Annotated in this window: 12 protein-coding genes and 1 tRNA gene; 11 read left to right on the forward strand and 2 right to left on the reverse strand. The window is 60.2% G+C overall.

Features of this window, described 5'->3' with window-relative positions:
* Nucleotides 1–5: 5 nt before the first annotated feature.
* The 7 genes from infB (at nucleotide 6) to GQX66_RS15355 (ending at nucleotide 7456) form a co-directional block, all read left to right on the forward strand.
* The gene (gene infB / locus GQX66_RS15325) at nucleotides 6–2522 is read left to right on the forward strand and encodes a translation initiation factor IF-2 (RefSeq protein ID WP_007953742.1); all 2517 of its coding nucleotides are present in this window, start codon (nucleotides 6–8) and stop codon (nucleotides 2520–2522) included.
* A 159-nt stretch (nucleotides 2523–2681) separates the two neighbouring features.
* A complete protein-coding gene (gene rbfA / locus GQX66_RS15330; RefSeq protein WP_007953741.1) occupies nucleotides 2682–3083 on the forward strand; it encodes a 30S ribosome-binding factor RbfA in 402 nt (133 codons plus the stop codon).
* Nucleotides 3084–3087: 4 nt separating this feature from the next.
* Nucleotides 3088–4005, forward strand: coding sequence for a tRNA pseudouridine(55) synthase TruB (gene truB, locus GQX66_RS15335; RefSeq protein WP_007953739.1), 918 nt, complete (start codon nucleotides 3088–3090; stop codon nucleotides 4003–4005).
* Nucleotides 4006–4146: 141 nt separating this feature from the next.
* Entirely contained in the window at nucleotides 4147–4416 is a 270-nt protein-coding gene (rpsO, locus tag GQX66_RS15340; RefSeq protein WP_011332409.1) for a 30S ribosomal protein S15, read from the forward strand.
* 194 nt (nucleotides 4417–4610) lie between these two features.
* Nucleotides 4611–6716 carry a polyribonucleotide nucleotidyltransferase gene (pnp, locus tag GQX66_RS15345; RefSeq protein WP_011332410.1) on the forward strand — a complete coding sequence of 702 codons (2106 nt, stop codon included), beginning with the start codon at nucleotides 4611–4613 and terminating at the stop codon, nucleotides 6714–6716.
* A 130-nt stretch (nucleotides 6717–6846) separates the two neighbouring features.
* Nucleotides 6847–6922 (forward strand) — tRNA-Thr (locus GQX66_RS15350).
* Nucleotides 6923–7156: 234 nt separating this feature from the next.
* Complete coding sequence (locus GQX66_RS15355; protein ID WP_240869938.1) at nucleotides 7157–7456, forward strand: DUF6388 family protein; 300 nt, start codon at nucleotides 7157–7159, stop codon at nucleotides 7454–7456.
* A gap of 88 nt (nucleotides 7457–7544) precedes the next feature.
* Here GQX66_RS15355 and nadC read toward each other — a convergent pair whose 3' ends face one another.
* Complete coding sequence (gene nadC, locus GQX66_RS15360) at nucleotides 7545–8393, reverse strand: carboxylating nicotinate-nucleotide diphosphorylase (RefSeq protein WP_007953729.1); 849 nt, start codon at nucleotides 8391–8393, stop codon at nucleotides 7545–7547.
* Nucleotides 8394–8648: 255 nt separating this feature from the next.
* Between nadC and GQX66_RS15365 the strand changes: the two genes are divergently transcribed.
* From GQX66_RS15365 to GQX66_RS15380, 4 genes are all read left to right on the forward strand, one after another.
* A complete protein-coding gene (locus GQX66_RS15365; RefSeq protein WP_240869940.1) occupies nucleotides 8649–10838 on the forward strand; it encodes a DUF1631 domain-containing protein in 2190 nt (729 codons plus the stop codon).
* A gap of 64 nt (nucleotides 10839–10902) precedes the next feature.
* On the forward strand, nucleotides 10903–11463 hold the full coding sequence (gene ampD / locus GQX66_RS15370) for a 1,6-anhydro-N-acetylmuramyl-L-alanine amidase AmpD (RefSeq protein ID WP_240869942.1): 561 nt from the start codon (nucleotides 10903–10905) through the stop codon (nucleotides 11461–11463).
* Nucleotides 11460–12293: a regulatory signaling modulator protein AmpE gene (gene ampE / locus GQX66_RS15375; protein WP_085746887.1), complete on the forward strand. Its 834-nt coding sequence runs from the start codon at nucleotides 11460–11462 to the stop codon at nucleotides 12291–12293. The genes ampD and ampE overlap by 4 nt, the downstream gene beginning before the upstream one ends.
* Nucleotides 12294–12450: 157 nt before the next feature.
* The gene (locus GQX66_RS15380) at nucleotides 12451–14481 is read left to right on the forward strand and encodes a methyl-accepting chemotaxis protein (RefSeq protein ID WP_240869944.1); all 2031 of its coding nucleotides are present in this window, start codon (nucleotides 12451–12453) and stop codon (nucleotides 14479–14481) included.
* A gap of 17 nt (nucleotides 14482–14498) precedes the next feature.
* Here GQX66_RS15380 and GQX66_RS15385 read toward each other — a convergent pair whose 3' ends face one another.
* A complete protein-coding gene (locus GQX66_RS15385) occupies nucleotides 14499–15275 on the reverse strand; it encodes a TatD family hydrolase (RefSeq protein WP_102687351.1) in 777 nt (258 codons plus the stop codon).

The following is a 15275-nucleotide window of genomic DNA, read 5'->3' on the forward strand; positions in this document are numbered from 1 at the left end:
AGTGCATGACGCAAGTCACGGTGAAACAACTGGCCGATGAGGTCAAAACACCGGTAGAGCGCCTGTTGCAGCAGATGCGTGAGGCAGGTCTGCCGCACACCGCCGCCGAAGAAAATGTGACTGACAGTGAGAAGCAATCCCTGCTGACCCACTTGAAAAGCAGCCACAAGGCGAAAGTGGAAGAACCACGCAAGATCACGCTGCAGCGTAAAACCACCAGCACCCTGCGTGTGGCTGGCAGCAAAAGCATCAGCGTTGAAGTCCGCAAGAAGAAAGTTTTCGTACAGCGTAGCCCGGAAGAAATCGAAGCCGAGCGCAAGCGTGAACTGGATGAACGTCGCGCAGTAGAAAATGCTGCCCGTCAGAAGGCTGAAGAAGAAGCCCGCGTGCGCGCCGAAGAAGAAGCGCGTCGCCAGCCTGCTGCGCCGTCCGCTCCTGCCGAAGCCGTCGCTGCACCTGCGCCAGTGGCCGAACCAGTGCGCGAAGCCGCGCCGGTTGTGGCTGCTGCCCCAGCTGCCGACACTCGCAAGCGTGACGAACAGCGCCGTCCGGACAAACCACGTGCCGACGACAACAACCGTCGTGGCGGTGGTGATGGCGAGCGCAAAAACGCTCCGCATCGCGCATCGGTCAAGGAAAAGGCTCCGGCTCCACGTGTGGCGCCACGCACTACCGATGAAGAAAGCGATGGCTTCCGTCGCGGCGGTCGCGGCAAGGCCAAGCTGAAGAAACGCAACGCCCACGGTTTCCAGAGCCCGACCGGCCCTGTCGTGCGTGAAGTGAAGATCGGCGAAACCATCACTGTTGGCGATCTCGCTCAGCAGATGTCGGTTAAAGCTGCCGAAATCATCAAGTTCATGTTCAAACTGGGTACTCCAGCGACCATCAACCAGGTGCTTGATCAGGAAACTGCTCAACTGGTAGCCGAAGAACTGGGCCACAAAGTGACCCTGGTCAGCGACACCGCTCTGGAAGATTCCCTGGCCGAGTCCCTGAAGTTCGAAGGTGAAGCAGTTCCTCGTGCGCCGGTTGTGACCGTAATGGGTCACGTTGACCACGGTAAGACCTCGCTGCTCGACTACATCCGTCGTGCCAAGGTAGCTGCTGGCGAAGCCGGCGGTATCACCCAGCACATCGGTGCATACCACGTTGAAACCGAACGCGGCATGGTCACCTTCCTCGACACCCCTGGTCACGCCGCGTTTACCGCCATGCGTGCCCGTGGTGCCAAGGCGACGGACATCGTGATCCTGGTGGTTGCGGCGGACGACGGCGTGATGCCACAAACCATCGAAGCTGTTCAGCACGCTGTTGCTGCTGGCGTTCCGCTGGTAGTTGCGGTGAACAAGATCGACAAGCCGGGTGCAGATCTCGATCGCATCCGTAGCGAACTGTCGGCCCACGGCGTGACCTCCGAAGACTGGGGTGGCGACACTCCATTCGTTCCGGTTTCGGCGAAGATGGGTACCGGCGTCGACGAACTGCTTGAAGCTGTATTGCTGCAAGCCGAAGTTCTCGAACTGACTGCCACTCCATCGGCTCCTGGCCGTGGTGTCGTGGTTGAATCGCGTCTGGACAAGGGCCGTGGCCCGGTGGCGACTGTTCTGGTTCAGGACGGTACGCTGCGTCAAGGCGACATGGTGCTGGTCGGCTCGAACTATGGCCGCGTGCGCGCCATGCTCGACGAGAACGGCAAGCCGATCAAGGAAGCGGGCCCGGCCATTCCGGTCGAGATCCTCGGCCTGGACGGTACGCCTGACGCTGGCGACGAGATGAGCGTGGTTGCCGACGAGAAGAAAGCCCGTGAAGTGGCTCTGTTCCGTCAAGGCAAGTTCCGCGAAGTCAAACTGGCTCGCGCTCACGCCGGCAAGCTGGAAAACATCTTCGAAAGCATGGGTCAGGAAGAGAAGAAGACGCTCAACATCGTCCTCAAATCCGACGTCCGTGGTTCGCTGGAAGCCTTGCAGGGCGCTCTGAACGGCCTGGGCAACGACGAAGTGCAAGTGCGCGTGGTCGGTGGCGGCGTCGGTGGTATCACCGAATCCGATGCCAACCTGGCACTGGCTTCCAACGCTGTACTGTTCGGCTTCAACGTGCGTGCCGATGCCGGCGCACGGAAGATCGTCGAGCAGGAAGGTCTGGACATGCGTTACTACAACGTGATCTACGACATCATCGAAGACGTCAAGAAAGCCCTGACCGGTATGCTTGGCAGCGACGTTCGCGAGAACATCCTCGGTGTGGCCGAAGTCCGTGACGTGTTCCGTTCGCCTAAGTTCGGCGCCATCGCCGGCTGCATGGTGATCGAGGGTACTGTTCACCGTAACCGTCCGATCCGTGTACTGCGTGAAGACATCGTTATCTTCGAAGGCGAGCTGGAATCCCTGCGCCGCTTCAAGGATGACGCTTCCGAAGTACGTGCCGGCATGGAATGCGGTATCGGCGTGAAGAGCTACAACGACGTCAAAGTCGGCGACAAGATCGAAGTCTTCGAGAAGGTTCAGGTTGCTCGCAGCCTCTGACTCGCGCACTTCAAGGGCCACGTCGGGCCGCCGCATGCAAGTGCGCGGCACGGCGTCAGGACTCTAAACGCAACGCCCGGTCTGGCTTTTGTCAGGCCGGGCGTTTGCCGCTTTCAGACCTTGCGGGTTTCACCGCGGGGCAGTAACAGGTAACAAATCATGGCAAAAGAATACAGCCGTACCCAACGTATCGGCGATCAGATGCAGCGTGAGCTGGCCCAACTGATCCGTCGTGAAGTCAAAGACCCGCGCGTCGGTCTGGTCACCATTACCGCTGTGGAAGTCAGCCGTGACGTCGGTCACGCGAAGATCTTCATCACCGTGATGGGGCAGGACAACGCTGAAGACATCGCGCAAAGCATCAAGGTGCTCAACGCTGCCGCCGGTTTCCTGCGCATGCAGCTGGCCCGCGAAATGAAGCTGCGCAGCGTGCCGCAATTGCACTTCCACTACGACGAAAGCGTCGTGCGGGGTGCGCACCTGTCGGCCCTGATCGAGCGCGCCGTGGCTGAGGACAATCAGCACGTGGCTGCGGCAGAACCCGAAGACACCAAGGAGTAACTCGGTGGCTCAGGTCAAACGTATCCGTCGTAACGTCAGCGGCATCATCCTGCTCGACAAGCCGCTGGGGTTCACCTCCAACGCCGCGTTGCAGAAGGTCCGCTGGTTGCTCAACGCCGAGAAGGCCGGTCACACCGGCAGTCTCGATCCCCTGGCCACCGGCGTTCTGCCGCTGTGCTTTGGCGAGGCGACCAAGTTCTCGCAGTATCTGCTCGATTCCGACAAGGGTTACGAAACCCTGGCGCAACTGGGCAAGACCACCACCACGGCGGACGCCGAAGGTGAGGTTTTGCAGGAGCGTCCGGTGACCGTTGGTCAGGCCGACATTGAAGCGGTTCTGCCGAAATTTCGTGGGCAAATCAGTCAGATACCGCCGATGTACTCCGCTCTCAAGCGTGATGGCCAGCCGCTGTACAAGTTGGCCCGTGCAGGCGAAGTAGTGGAGCGCGAACCGCGTTCTGTTACTATTGCGCGCTTGGAATTGCTGGCCTTCGAAGGCGATACTGCGCGTCTTGCAGTAGATTGCAGCAAGGGCACCTATATTCGCACCCTGGTGGAGGATATCGGTGAGCAACTCGGTTGTGGTGCGTACGTCGCTGAACTGCGTCGTACCCAGGCCGGGCCTTTCACCCTGGCGCAGACCGTGACCCTCGAAGAGCTGGAAGCGGTACATGCCGAAGGCGGCAACGAAGCGGTCGACCGCTTCCTGATGCCATCGGACAGCGGCCTGCAGGATTGGCCGTTGCTGCAGTTCTCGGAAGCGAGCGCGTTCTACTGGCTCAACGGCCAGCCGGTACGTGCCCCGGATGCTCCGAAGTTCGGCATGGTGCGGGTACAGGATCACAACGGTCGCTTCATCGGTATCGGTGAAGTGAGCGAAGACGGGCGCATCGCGCCGCGTCGACTGATTCGGTCAGAATGACCGGAAACCGGTCTGTGTAACAGCAGGCCGGCGAGTGTGGCTGTCAACAGGCACGGTCACTACTCATTTATAGATACAGGGATTTGTCCCTGGCCTGTTGAAACTGTTTTTGAAACGGTTTCCTGATAAAAGGATTGCCTCATGGCTCTCGACGTTCAAGAAAAAGCTCAAATCGTTGCCGACTACCAGCAAGCTGTTGGTGACACTGGTTCGCCAGAAGTGCAAGTTGCACTGCTGACCGCCAACATCAACAAACTGCAAGGTCACTTCAAGGCCAACGGTAAAGACCACCACTCCCGTCGTGGTCTGATCCGCATGGTTAACCAGCGTCGCAAGCTGCTGGACTACCTGAAAGGCAAGGACGTGAGCCGTTACAGCGCTCTGATCGCTCGCCTGGGTCTGCGTCGCTAATCAGCGATTGCGCTATGAGGTTGGTTGTCTGTCAGATGTCAGCGGGTTTCCGCCGGCGTCCGGCAGGCTCCCAGCCTCAAGTTTTATCTGGATACACGTTTTACCCTGGACAGGCGTCGGGCCGATTCCCGGCATTGCCCAAGAATTTCGCAAGAAACCAGTTCCCCCAAGAGCCACAAAGAAGGTAGGACACCGTGAACCCGGTAATCAAAAAATTCCAGTTCGGTCAGTCGACCGTTACCCTCGAGACTGGCCGTATCGCCCGTCAGGCCTCCGGCGCAGTATTGGTCACCGTTGACGACGACGTCAGCGTATTGGTGACCGTAGTTGGTGCCAAGCAAGCCGATCCGGGCAAGGGCTTCTTCCCTCTGTCCGTTCACTACCAGGAAAAGACTTACGCTGCCGGTAAGATCCCTGGCGGTTTCTTCAAGCGTGAAGGCCGTCCTTCCGAGAAGGAAACCCTGACTTCCCGACTGATCGACCGTCCGATCCGTCCGCTGTTCCCGGAAGGTTTCATGAACGAAGTGCAGGTTGTCTGCACCGTCGTTTCCACCAGCAAAAAGACCGATCCGGACATCGCTGCGATGATCGGTACCTCGGCAGCCCTGGCGATCTCCGGCATTCCTTTCGACGGCCCGATCGGCGCCGCTCGCGTTGCTTTCCACGAAAGCACCGGCTACCTGCTGAACCCGACCTACGAGCAGCAAGCTGCCTCGAGCCTGGACATGGTTGTTGCCGGTACTTCGGACGCCGTGCTGATGGTTGAATCGGAAGCCAAAGAGCTGACCGAAGACCAGATGCTGGGCGCAGTACTGTTTGCTCACGACGAGTTCCAGGTCGTAATCAACGCGGTTAAAGAACTGGCTGCCGAAGCTGCCAAGCCAACCTGGACCTGGGCACCTGCTCCAGAAGCCACCGAGCTGCTGGCTGCTATCCGTTCCGAGTTCGGCGAAGCGATCTCCCAGGCTTACACTATCACCATCAAGGCCGACCGTTATGCGCGTCTGGGCGAGCTGCGTGACCAGGTTGTTGCCAAGCTGTCCGGTGAAGAAGGCCAACCTTCGGCTGCCGACGTCAAAGCCGCTTTCGGCGAAATCGAATACCGCACCGTTCGCGAAAACATCGTTAACGGCAAGCCACGTATCGACGGTCGCGACACCCGCACCGTACGTCCGCTGAACATCGAAGTCGGCGTTCTGCCGAAGACCCACGGTTCGGCACTGTTCACCCGTGGCGAAACCCAGGCTCTGGTAGTCGCGACGCTGGGCACCGCCCGTGACGCACAACTGCTGGACACCCTGGAAGGCGAGAAAAAAGACCCGTTCATGCTGCACTACAACTTCCCTCCGTTCTCGGTGGGCGAGTGTGGTCGCATGGGTGGCGCCGGTCGTCGTGAAATCGGTCACGGCCGTCTGGCCCGTCGTTCGGTTTCGGCCATGCTGCCAGCCGCTGACGTGTTCCCGTACACCATCCGTGTGGTATCGGAAATCACCGAGTCCAACGGTTCGAGCTCGATGGCTTCCGTTTGCGGCGCTTCCCTGGCCCTGATGGACGCTGGTGTTCCGATGAAGGCACCGGTTGCCGGTATCGCCATGGGTCTGGTTAAAGAAGGCGAGAAATTCGCTGTTCTGACCGACATCCTGGGTGACGAAGACCACCTGGGCGACATGGACTTCAAAGTTGCCGGTACCGCCAAAGGTGTGACCGCGCTGCAGATGGACATCAAGATCAAGGGCATCACCGAAGAGATCATGGAAATCGCTCTGGGCCAAGCCCTGGAAGCGCGCCTGAACATCCTCGGTCAGATGAACCAGATCATCGGCCAGTCGCGTACCGAACTGTCGGCCAACGCTCCGACCATGATCGCGATGAAGATCGACACCGACAAGATCCGTGACGTTATCGGTAAAGGTGGCGCGACCATCCGTGCGATCTGCGAAGAGACCAAGGCTTCGATCGACATCGAAGACGACGGCTCGATCAAGATCTTCGGCGAAACCAAGGAAGCGGCTGAAGCAGCACGTCAGCGCGTTCTGGGTATCACCGCAGAGGCCGAGATCGGCAAGATCTACGTCGGCAAGGTTGAGCGCATCGTCGACTTCGGCGCATTCGTCAACATCCTGCCGGGCAAGGACGGTCTGGTTCACATCTCGATGCTGAGCGACGCTCGCGTAGAGAAAGTGACCGACATCCTGAAAGAGGGCCAGGAAGTGGAAGTGCTGGTACTGGACGTGGACAACCGCGGCCGTATCAAGCTGTCCATCAAAGACGTGGCAGCTGCCAAGGCTTCGGGCGTTTAATCACCCCCGCAGTCCTAGCGCAATGAAAATGCCCCGCCGTGAAAACGGCGGGGCATTTTTTTGTCCGTGAAATATCGAGTCATTCGACGAAGTTGCCGACCTGCAAGACCAGTGCTAGGTTTAGCCCACCGCCCGTGTAGCTCAGCCGGTAGAGCAGCGCACTCGTAACGCGAAGGTCGCAGGTTCGATTCCTGTCTCGGGCACCACCTCTCCCTAATCCTTTTGAACCGGCATTTATGTTCCACAGGTCAACTTTTTGTGGGAGAGATGTAAAGAGCCGTGTAATTCGTCATGCAAACGTCCTATATTCGGTGCCTGCATGAGCATCGCTTAGCAGTTTTCAGATGATCCCGAATGGTTCCGAAGGCCGGACAGTCCGCGTCAGAGAGATCCTTGATGATCCAGATCCATCCTCCATTCCCATGATCAGCGAGAACGCCATGACCGAGTTAACTCAAGAGCAACGCCACGAACAAGCGCTGGAAAAGTACAAGCTTGATGCGTCTGAGCTGATGGACGAGATCAAGGATCTGAGTCCCGATGAGCAGAAGGACCAGATCCAGTGGGCGTTCGAAGACGAAGCCGAAGCCCAGGGTCTGCAGCCTTGGGAATTGACCCTCAAGTACACCAGCACCCCTGAAGAGTTCGAGGCCAAGCGCCTGGAACTGCACAAGGAAGCGGCTGAAGTGCTGGGTGTCGAGTGGGGAGAGTACTGCGAGATGAACAATCTCGTCGTTTGACGAGAGCTGCCAGCTACAAGCCGCAAGCTACAAGTAAAAGCACAACCGCTTTGGCTTGCAGCTTGTAGCTCGCATCTTGCCGCTGCCCTTAAATGCTCAGGCGCATCGACAGGTCTACAGCCTTCACGTCCTTGGTCATCGCGCCGATCGAGATGTAGTCCACCCCGGTCTGAGCGATCGGCAGCAGCGTGCTTTCGTTGATGCCGCCACTGGCTTCCAGTTTTGCCTTGCCGCCGTTCAGGCGCACGGCTTCGCGCATGTCATCGAGGCTCAGTTCGTCGAGCATGATGATATCGGCACCGGCGGCCAGCGCCTCCTTCAGCTCCTCCAGACTTTCCACTTCGATTTCCACCGGCTTGCCCGGGGCGATCTTGTGTGCAGCGGCAATGGCCTGCGGGATGCCACCGCTGGCGGCGATGTGGTTTTCCTTGATCAGGAACGCGTCGTACAGGCCGATGCGGTGGTTATGGCAGCCGCCGCAGGTGACCGCATATTTCTGCGCCAGACGCAGGCCCGGCAGGGTCTTGCGGGTGTCGAGCAGTTTCACCGAAGTCTCGGCAACGAAGTCCGCCAGGTACTGCGCGCGGGTCGCTACGCCCGACAGCAATTGCAGGAAGTTCAGGGCGCTGCGCTCACCGGTCAGCAGCGAACGGGCAGGGCCTTCCAGATGAAACAGCGGCTGATTCGGCGAAACCCGTTCGCCATCGCGCACCTGCCAGTGCACCGCCACCCTTGGATCGAGCTGGCGGAACACTGCATCAACCCAGGCCGTACCACTGATGACGGCGGCGTCGCGGGTGATGATGGTGGCTTTGGCCAGACGTTCGGCCGGGATCAGTTGCGCGGTGATGTCGCCGCTGCCGATGTCTTCGAGCAACGCACGGCGCACGTTGGCTTCGATTTCGGCGGTCAAATCGGCGAGACGTAGATTCGGCATAACGGGCTCCACAAACTAAGTGGTCCGATTATAGGGGCATGGCGTCGGCCAACCCAAGGCGAGAACAGCCACGCAGCGCTGCATCCGGTCGATTTTCTTTGAGCAAACCCGTTTCTGTCGTGGTCACTGCAAGGTGTCGGCGCATAGGGGAAACCCTGACGGCTCTGGCGCCGGGGACATCTTTTGCAAGATAATCCGCCTTGCATTTGACGCCATGAGTTTGACGTCGGCAAATCACCGTTTCAGGAGGCTTGGATGCACAACGACGGGAATGTAGTGCCTCTGCACAAGGCCACTACCGATCAGGCGACTCACTCGCCGCTCGCCCGCCTGCCTGTGATTCTGCTTCAGGTTCGCGACAAGGCTGCCCAGCGCCTGCGCAACGGTTTGCAGGAGCTGTTCGATAACGCCGACGACACCCTGTTCGAAATGGCCGATCGCGCGCGTAACGACGTCGAACAGAACATCTTTTTCGAAGCCATGCGCGACCTGCGCCTCAAGCGCAAGAACATCGAGCGCGGCTTTCTCGAGCAATTTTTCGAAGCCTTTGTCGGCCTCACTCAATTCGATCCCGTCCCCACCGTCCTCTCTCATGCCTTGCAGAATGAGGACACTACCGCGCGCACCGACGACATGGAGCGCAACGTCGCGGTCGAAACCATGGTCGGCCGCGTGCTGAATCGCGACGGGTTCGCCCTCGACCAACTGACCGCGCGATTCAATGCGCTGTTGGGCAAGACCCTGGACGATCAATACAACCCGCTGGGCCCGGCGATGCTTTGCGAATACTTCTTGCAGGCCGGGCGCAATCTGGGGGTGGAGATCAAGGTCAAACTGATCCTGCTCAAACTGTTCGAACGCTATGTGCTGGCCGATACCGATCAACTCTACGCCGAAGCCAATCAACTGCTGATCGCCACGGGCGTGTTGCCCGAGCTCAAGCCGGCGCCGGCCCGTCGCGCCATCGATCAGGCTGTGGCCAGCGTGCAGAGCGAATTCGAGGGCGTCGACAAAACCCAGACCGATGCGGGCGTGCAGGAGGTCTTCGCCGCGTTGCAGGAGTTGCTGCTGCACGTGCGCGGCACCGTTGCGCCGACCCTGGAACCCAGCACCCCGGCGCAGCCGATTTCCACCCGCGACTTGCTGCGCCTGCTCTCGCACCTGCAGCAATACGTGCCGGCGCTGGCGATGCAGGACGATTTCGATCTGCGCCATCAGCTTGAACAGTTGCTGACCCGGGTCAGCGTGCGCAGCGGCAAGTCACGAATCGTCGGCGGGGCGGACGAGGACGTGATCAATCTGGTGGCGATGGTCTTCGACTGCATCCTCGATGATCGCAATCTGCCGGATTCGCTCAAGGCACTGATCGCCCGGTTGCAGATCCCGATGTTGAAGGTCGCGGTGATCGACAAAAGCTTCTTCAGCCGCAGCAGCCACCCGGCGCGTCGCCTGCTCAATGAAATCGCCGAAGCGGCGATGGGCTGGGGCGAGTGTGACGGCAATGCGCGCGACAGCCTGTACCTGCGCATCGAGCAAGTGGTGCAGCGCCTGCTGACGGATTTCGACGATGACCCGGCGATTTTTTCCGAGTTGCTGGCGGACTTCCTCGCGTTCACCAGTGACGAACGCCGTCGCAGCGAATTGCTTGAACAGCGTTTACGCGATGCCGAAGAGGGCCGGGCGAAAACCGAACTGGCCCGCCAGCGGGTCGAGCAGGCGCTGAACCAGGCCCTGCTGGGCAAAGTCCTGCCACCGTCGGTGGTGACGTTCGTGCAGGAGGCCTGGAGCAAGGTTTTGCTGCTGACCTGCCTCAAGCACGGCGATCAGTCTGCCGAGTGGCAGGCCGACGTGCAGACCATGGAGCAATTGATCTGGAGCGTGCAGCGCCACGACGACGCCGAAGCCGGTCTGCGTCTGCTGGCGCTAGTGCCGGGGTTGCTCAAGTCATTGCGCGACGGCCTGAGCAGTTCGGCCTTCGATCCGTTTGCCACCAGCGGCTTCTTCAGTGAACTGGAAGCGCTGCATGTGCGCCTGCTCGAACCGTCCAGCGAGCCGGATCAAACCGCATTGCCGGAAATGATTGAAGTGTCGCAGGCGATTGTCTTGCAGATGGCCGACGATGGCCTTCAGCCACGCACGCCGGCGCGTTTGCCGGCCGACGACGCAGGTTTGCGTCAGGTCGATCAGTTGCGCCTGGGCAGTTGGGTGGCGTTCGAAGAAGACGAAGAACACACCCTGCGCTGCAAGCTGGCGGCGATCATCGAGGCCACCAACAAGTACGTGTTCGTCGACCGCACCGGGATGAAAGTGCTGGAGCGCGACCGCACTGAACTGGCCCTGGCATTCCGTCGCGGCGCGGTGCGGACGCTGGACGACACCTTGTTGTTCGACCGTGCGCTGGAGTCGGTAATCGGCAATCTGCGGCGGCTCAATCGCGGCAAGTGATCGCGCGCCGGGGGCCGATCACGGCATACTGGTCGCCAACACAGTCGGCGTTGAAGGAATCGGTATGCAGTTGGATCCCGCAAGCGGGTGGTGTCACGGGGTGCAGGTCTGCCCTTCGCCCAACTTCAATGAACGCCCGGCGGGCGAAGTCTCCCTGTTGGTCATCCACAACATCAGCCTGCCACCGGCGCAGTTCGCCACCGGCAAGGTGCAGGAATTTTTCCAGAATCGTCTGGATGTCACGGAACATCCCTACTTTGCCGGGATCGCCGACCTGCGCGTGTCTGCGCATTTTCTGATCGAACGTGACGGCAAGGTCACCCAGTTTGTCTCCTGTCTTGAGCGTGCCTGGCATGCCGGCGTTTCGGTGTTCGAGGGACGGGAAACCTGTAACGATTTTTCCGTAGGCATCGAGCTGGAAGGCACCGATGATCTGCCGTTCACCGATGCGCAGTACCAGGCGTTGACCGTGCTGACCCGGCAGATACAGGCGGTGTTCCCGGCGATCACCGTCGAGCGCATCTGCGGGCACAGCGACATCGCCCCGGGACGCAAGACCGATCCCGGACCCGCATTCGACTGGGCACGCTACCGCGCCGCCCTGGCACAAGAGGAAGGACAATGAGTTTTCTGGTGTTACTGCTGGCGGTATGGATCGAGAAGTTCTCGGCCCTGCGCCAACGGGTTCAAGGCGATGGCGGATGGATCCGCGAACTGCACAAGCTTGAAACCGGTGGGCTGGCGAAACAGCCGTGGCTGGTGCTGATTGTTCTGGTGCTGCTGCCGGTGGCGTTGCTGGGCTTGCTGCTGTTGGTACTGGAGCCGGTGGCCTATGGTCTGCTGGCGTTGCCGGTGCATTTGCTGGTGGTGATTTACAGCCTGGGGCGCGGCGATCTGCTCGGCGAACTAGGGCCGTTTCGCGACGCCTGGCGCCGTGAGGATCTGCAGGCCGCCGCCCATGTGGCCAAGCGTGATCTGAACATCTGCGCCGAAAGCGGCGAGCAATTGCTGGAGCAAGTGCAACGGCATCTGTTGTGGCAGGCCTACCAGAGTTTCTTTGCGGTGATTTTCTGGTACTTCCTGCTCGGCCCGGTCGCGGCGCTGAGCTATCGCTTGCTGGCGCTGGCGGAAGAAAACGCCCAGAACCCGGCGGTGGCGGAACGGGCAGGGCAACTGCGCCACGCCTTCGACTGGGTGCCGGTACGCCTGCTGGCGGCGAGTCTTGCTCTGGTCGGCAACTTCGTCGCTGTCAGCCGGGTGATGCTGCACGAACTGCTGAACTGGAATATCAGCGCTGCGCAACTGATCAACAAGGTCGGGCTGGCTGCCGGGGAAATCCCGCCGGCCGCTGTCGGTCCCGAAGGCATCAACACCCTCGACTGCCTGTGGGAACTGCTGCTGCGGGCGGCGGTGCTTTGGTATGCCGGCTTTGCCCTGTGGACGGTACTCGCGTAGGCCTTTCACGTGACGAGGGGGGCAAGCCCCCTCGTTAACCTTAAGTTACAAAACCTCCCTTCGATTTGAGCTATACAGAGATGGCGCCCGATAGTGGCTATCTGCTGTCGCCCCGCGCCTGCCAATAAAAACAAGAAAAAACCAAGGGAGACTTCCAGTGAAGAGCTTGCTCTATCCCGCCGTCTCGCTGATGAACCGCTTGAGCTTCGGCATGAAGTTCAGCCTGATCAGCGTGCTGTTCCTGGTGCCAATGCTGGTGACCAATTTCTATCTGGTGCGTGATTCCTACCGTGAATTCCAGGGCACCCGGGTGGAGCTGCAGAGCCTCGATCTGCTGGGCAGCAGCCTGAACCTGCGCCGGGATCTGGAAACCCTCAACAATCTGGTGCAGATCAACGTCACCCTCGGCCAGTCCGGCAAGGCCGGCAATGTCGAGGCGCAGATCACCAGCCTTGAGCAAAACGTCCTGGCGCGCCTGCAAGGGCTGACGCCCATGACGGAGGATCCGGAGCAGATCAAGTTCTTCGAGACCAAGCGCGATGAAATGATCGCCGCCTTCAAGGCCCAGCAAGCGGAAAACTCCCTGCAAAGCAAAAGTGCGCTGATCGGCAAACTGCTGGGCAATGCGCAGATTTTCAGCCAGATCGTGGCCAGTCAGGCCGGATTGAGTCGCGACAATCAGGGCGACATTCGCCAGCTCAGCGAGCTGATCACCTCGATCACGCCGGCTGTTACTCAGGCGTTGGGCGAGGGTCGGGCGATGGGTTCGTATTCATTGGGCCAGGGCTTTCTCAACAGTTCGTCGAGCACCCGTTTCGACGAGCTGCTGGTGCAGATCGAAAAACTTCAGGCCGAATATGGCCTGAAATTGCAGGACGCGCTGGGCTCGAGCAAAGCTGCCCGTGATTCCCTGAGCGCACCGGCCGATGCCAGCAAGGCATCGCTGAAACAGGCCGGCACACTGATCGAAGAACAAGTGGTGATGGCCGAAACCCTCGACGCTCCATGGCAGGGGTTTTATGACCAGGTCACCGGGCTGATGGACCAGACCTATCAGCTCAACGACGCCACCCTGAAATTCCTCGACACCCAATTGCAGCAGCGCCTGGGGCAAAACCGTACGCACATGGTGCTGCAAGCCGTGGCGTTGTCGGTGGTGTTCGTGTTGATTTTCTATCTCTACGGCGGGTTCTACGCCTCGACTCGCGCCACCCTGAAAAACCTCGGCGCCATGATGGATAAAGTCGCGGCAGGCGACATGACAGTGAATTTCCGCGCCAACAGCCGCGATGAACTCGGCGAGTTGGGCGAAGTGTTCAACGGTACGGTGAGGAAGATCCATGACCTGATCGAACGGGTCGGCCACACCGTTGGCGAGGTCGAGCGGCAGGCGGGGCAGGTGGAAAACGTTTCGGCGCAAAGCAATCAGGCGGTCGCCGGGCAACGCGCACAGATCGAACAAGTGGCGACGGCGATGAACCAGATGTCGGCAACGTCGCTGGAGGTGGCACGCAGTGCGGCGGCCGCGGTCAGCAGCGCCCACAGCGTGAACGACGAAACCATCAGTGGTCGCGGACTGGTGGAATCGCAGCAGGGCAGCATCGCGGCACTGGCGAGCGAAATCGATCAGTCGGTGCTGGTGATCAACCAGTTGGCCAGCGACAGTCAGTCGATCAGCCGCGTTCTGGAAGTGATCAAGAGCATCGCCGAACAGACCAATCTGCTGGCGCTCAATGCCGCGATCGAGGCTGCGCGGGCGGGCGAACAGGGGCGCGGTTTTGCCGTGGTCGCTGACGAAGTCCGGACGCTGGCCAAACGCACTCAGCAATCGACCGAAGAAATCGAGCAGATGATCGCCAAGCTTCACGGTGGCGTCGGTGCGGCGGTGAAGGCCATGGGCGTCAGCCATCAGATGGCCAACGGCACGGTGGGGCAGTCAGAAAAGGTCCAGCAGGCGCTGGAAAACATCCTCGGCGCTGTCGGCATGATCGTCGACCAGAATCAGCAAATCGCCGCCGCCGTCGAGCAGCAGACCGCCGTGGCCCACGACATTGACCAGAACATCGTCGAGATCAACCGTGCCGGCGAGCGCACCGCAGAAGGTGCGCATCAGACCGAAGATGCCAGCCGCGCGTTGTCGGCGCAGGTGGTCGAGTTGAAGCAGTTGATCAGCGCGTTCCGGGTTTGACGTGTCCTGCCGACTGTTTACCAGTGAAACAGTTGGCAAGCGTTAGCCGTACTGGCGGCGGCCAGTTGTTCCGGATCGATGTTCATCAAAGCGGCGAGTGACGTGCAGATCGCCGGCAAATGCGCCGGCGTATTGCGCACGCCGGGGAACATGGCGGGTGCCATGTCCGGTGAGTCGGTTTCCAATACCACCGAATCCAGCGGCAAGTCGGCCAGCACCCTATGCATGCGCAACGCCTGCGGCCAGGTCGGTGCACCTCCGAGGCCGAGTTTGAAACCGAGCTTGATGTATTCCCGCGCTTCTTCACGGCTGCCTGCGAAGGCGTGAATGATGCCGGCGCGTTTGAGCTTGAAGCGCTTGAGCGTGGCGATCACCGCCGCATGGCTGCGCCGCACATGGATCAATGCCGGCAGTTCAAAATCTGCCGCCAATTGTAGTTGTGCCTCGAAAAGCGCTTGCTGGCGTTCGCGGTCGAGGGTTTCGATGAAGTAGTCCAGGCCGATTTCGCCGACCGCACACAGCTGCCGATGACCCTTCAGCCGTGTCAGCCAATCGCCCAGTGCATGCAGGTCTTCAGGCCGATGCTGATCGAGATAGACCGGATGCAATCCGAACGCAGCGTACAAATCGGCGTCGCTTTGCACCAGATCCCACACCCGCTGCCAGTTCCCCTCGTAGACCCCGAGCACCACCATTCGCCGCACCCCGAGGGCGCGGCTTTCGGTGAGCAGCGCCGCGCGGTCGGCGTCGAAGTCGGGGAAGTCCAGATGGGTGTGGCTGTCGATCAGCTCCAC

Source organism: Pseudomonas sp. B707, assembly GCF_022496685.1.
Classification (GTDB): Bacteria; Pseudomonadota; Gammaproteobacteria; order Pseudomonadales; family Pseudomonadaceae; genus Aquipseudomonas; species Aquipseudomonas paraglycinae.

Bases quoted from the DNA above. Each gene is read 5' to 3' on its own strand.
- GQX66_RS15365 (WP_240869940.1), top strand. From the start codon at position 8,649: ATGCACAACGACGGGAATGTAGTGCCTCTGCACAAGGCCACTACCGAT.
- rbfA (WP_007953741.1), top strand. From the start codon at position 2,682: ATGGCAAAAGAATACAGCCGTACCCAACGTATCGGCGATCAGATGCAG.
- nadC (WP_007953729.1), bottom strand. From the start codon at position 8,393: ATGCCGAATCTACGTCTCGCCGATTTGACCGCCGAAATCGAAGCCAAC.
- rpsO (WP_011332409.1), top strand. From the start codon at position 4,147: ATGGCTCTCGACGTTCAAGAAAAAGCTCAAATCGTTGCCGACTACCAG.
- ampD (WP_240869942.1), top strand. From the start codon at position 10,903: ATGCAGTTGGATCCCGCAAGCGGGTGGTGTCACGGGGTGCAGGTCTGC.
- ampE (WP_085746887.1), top strand. From the start codon at position 11,460: ATGAGTTTTCTGGTGTTACTGCTGGCGGTATGGATCGAGAAGTTCTCG.
- GQX66_RS15355 (WP_240869938.1), top strand. From the start codon at position 7,157: ATGACCGAGTTAACTCAAGAGCAACGCCACGAACAAGCGCTGGAAAAG.
- infB (WP_007953742.1), top strand. From the start codon at position 6: ATGACGCAAGTCACGGTGAAACAACTGGCCGATGAGGTCAAAACACCG.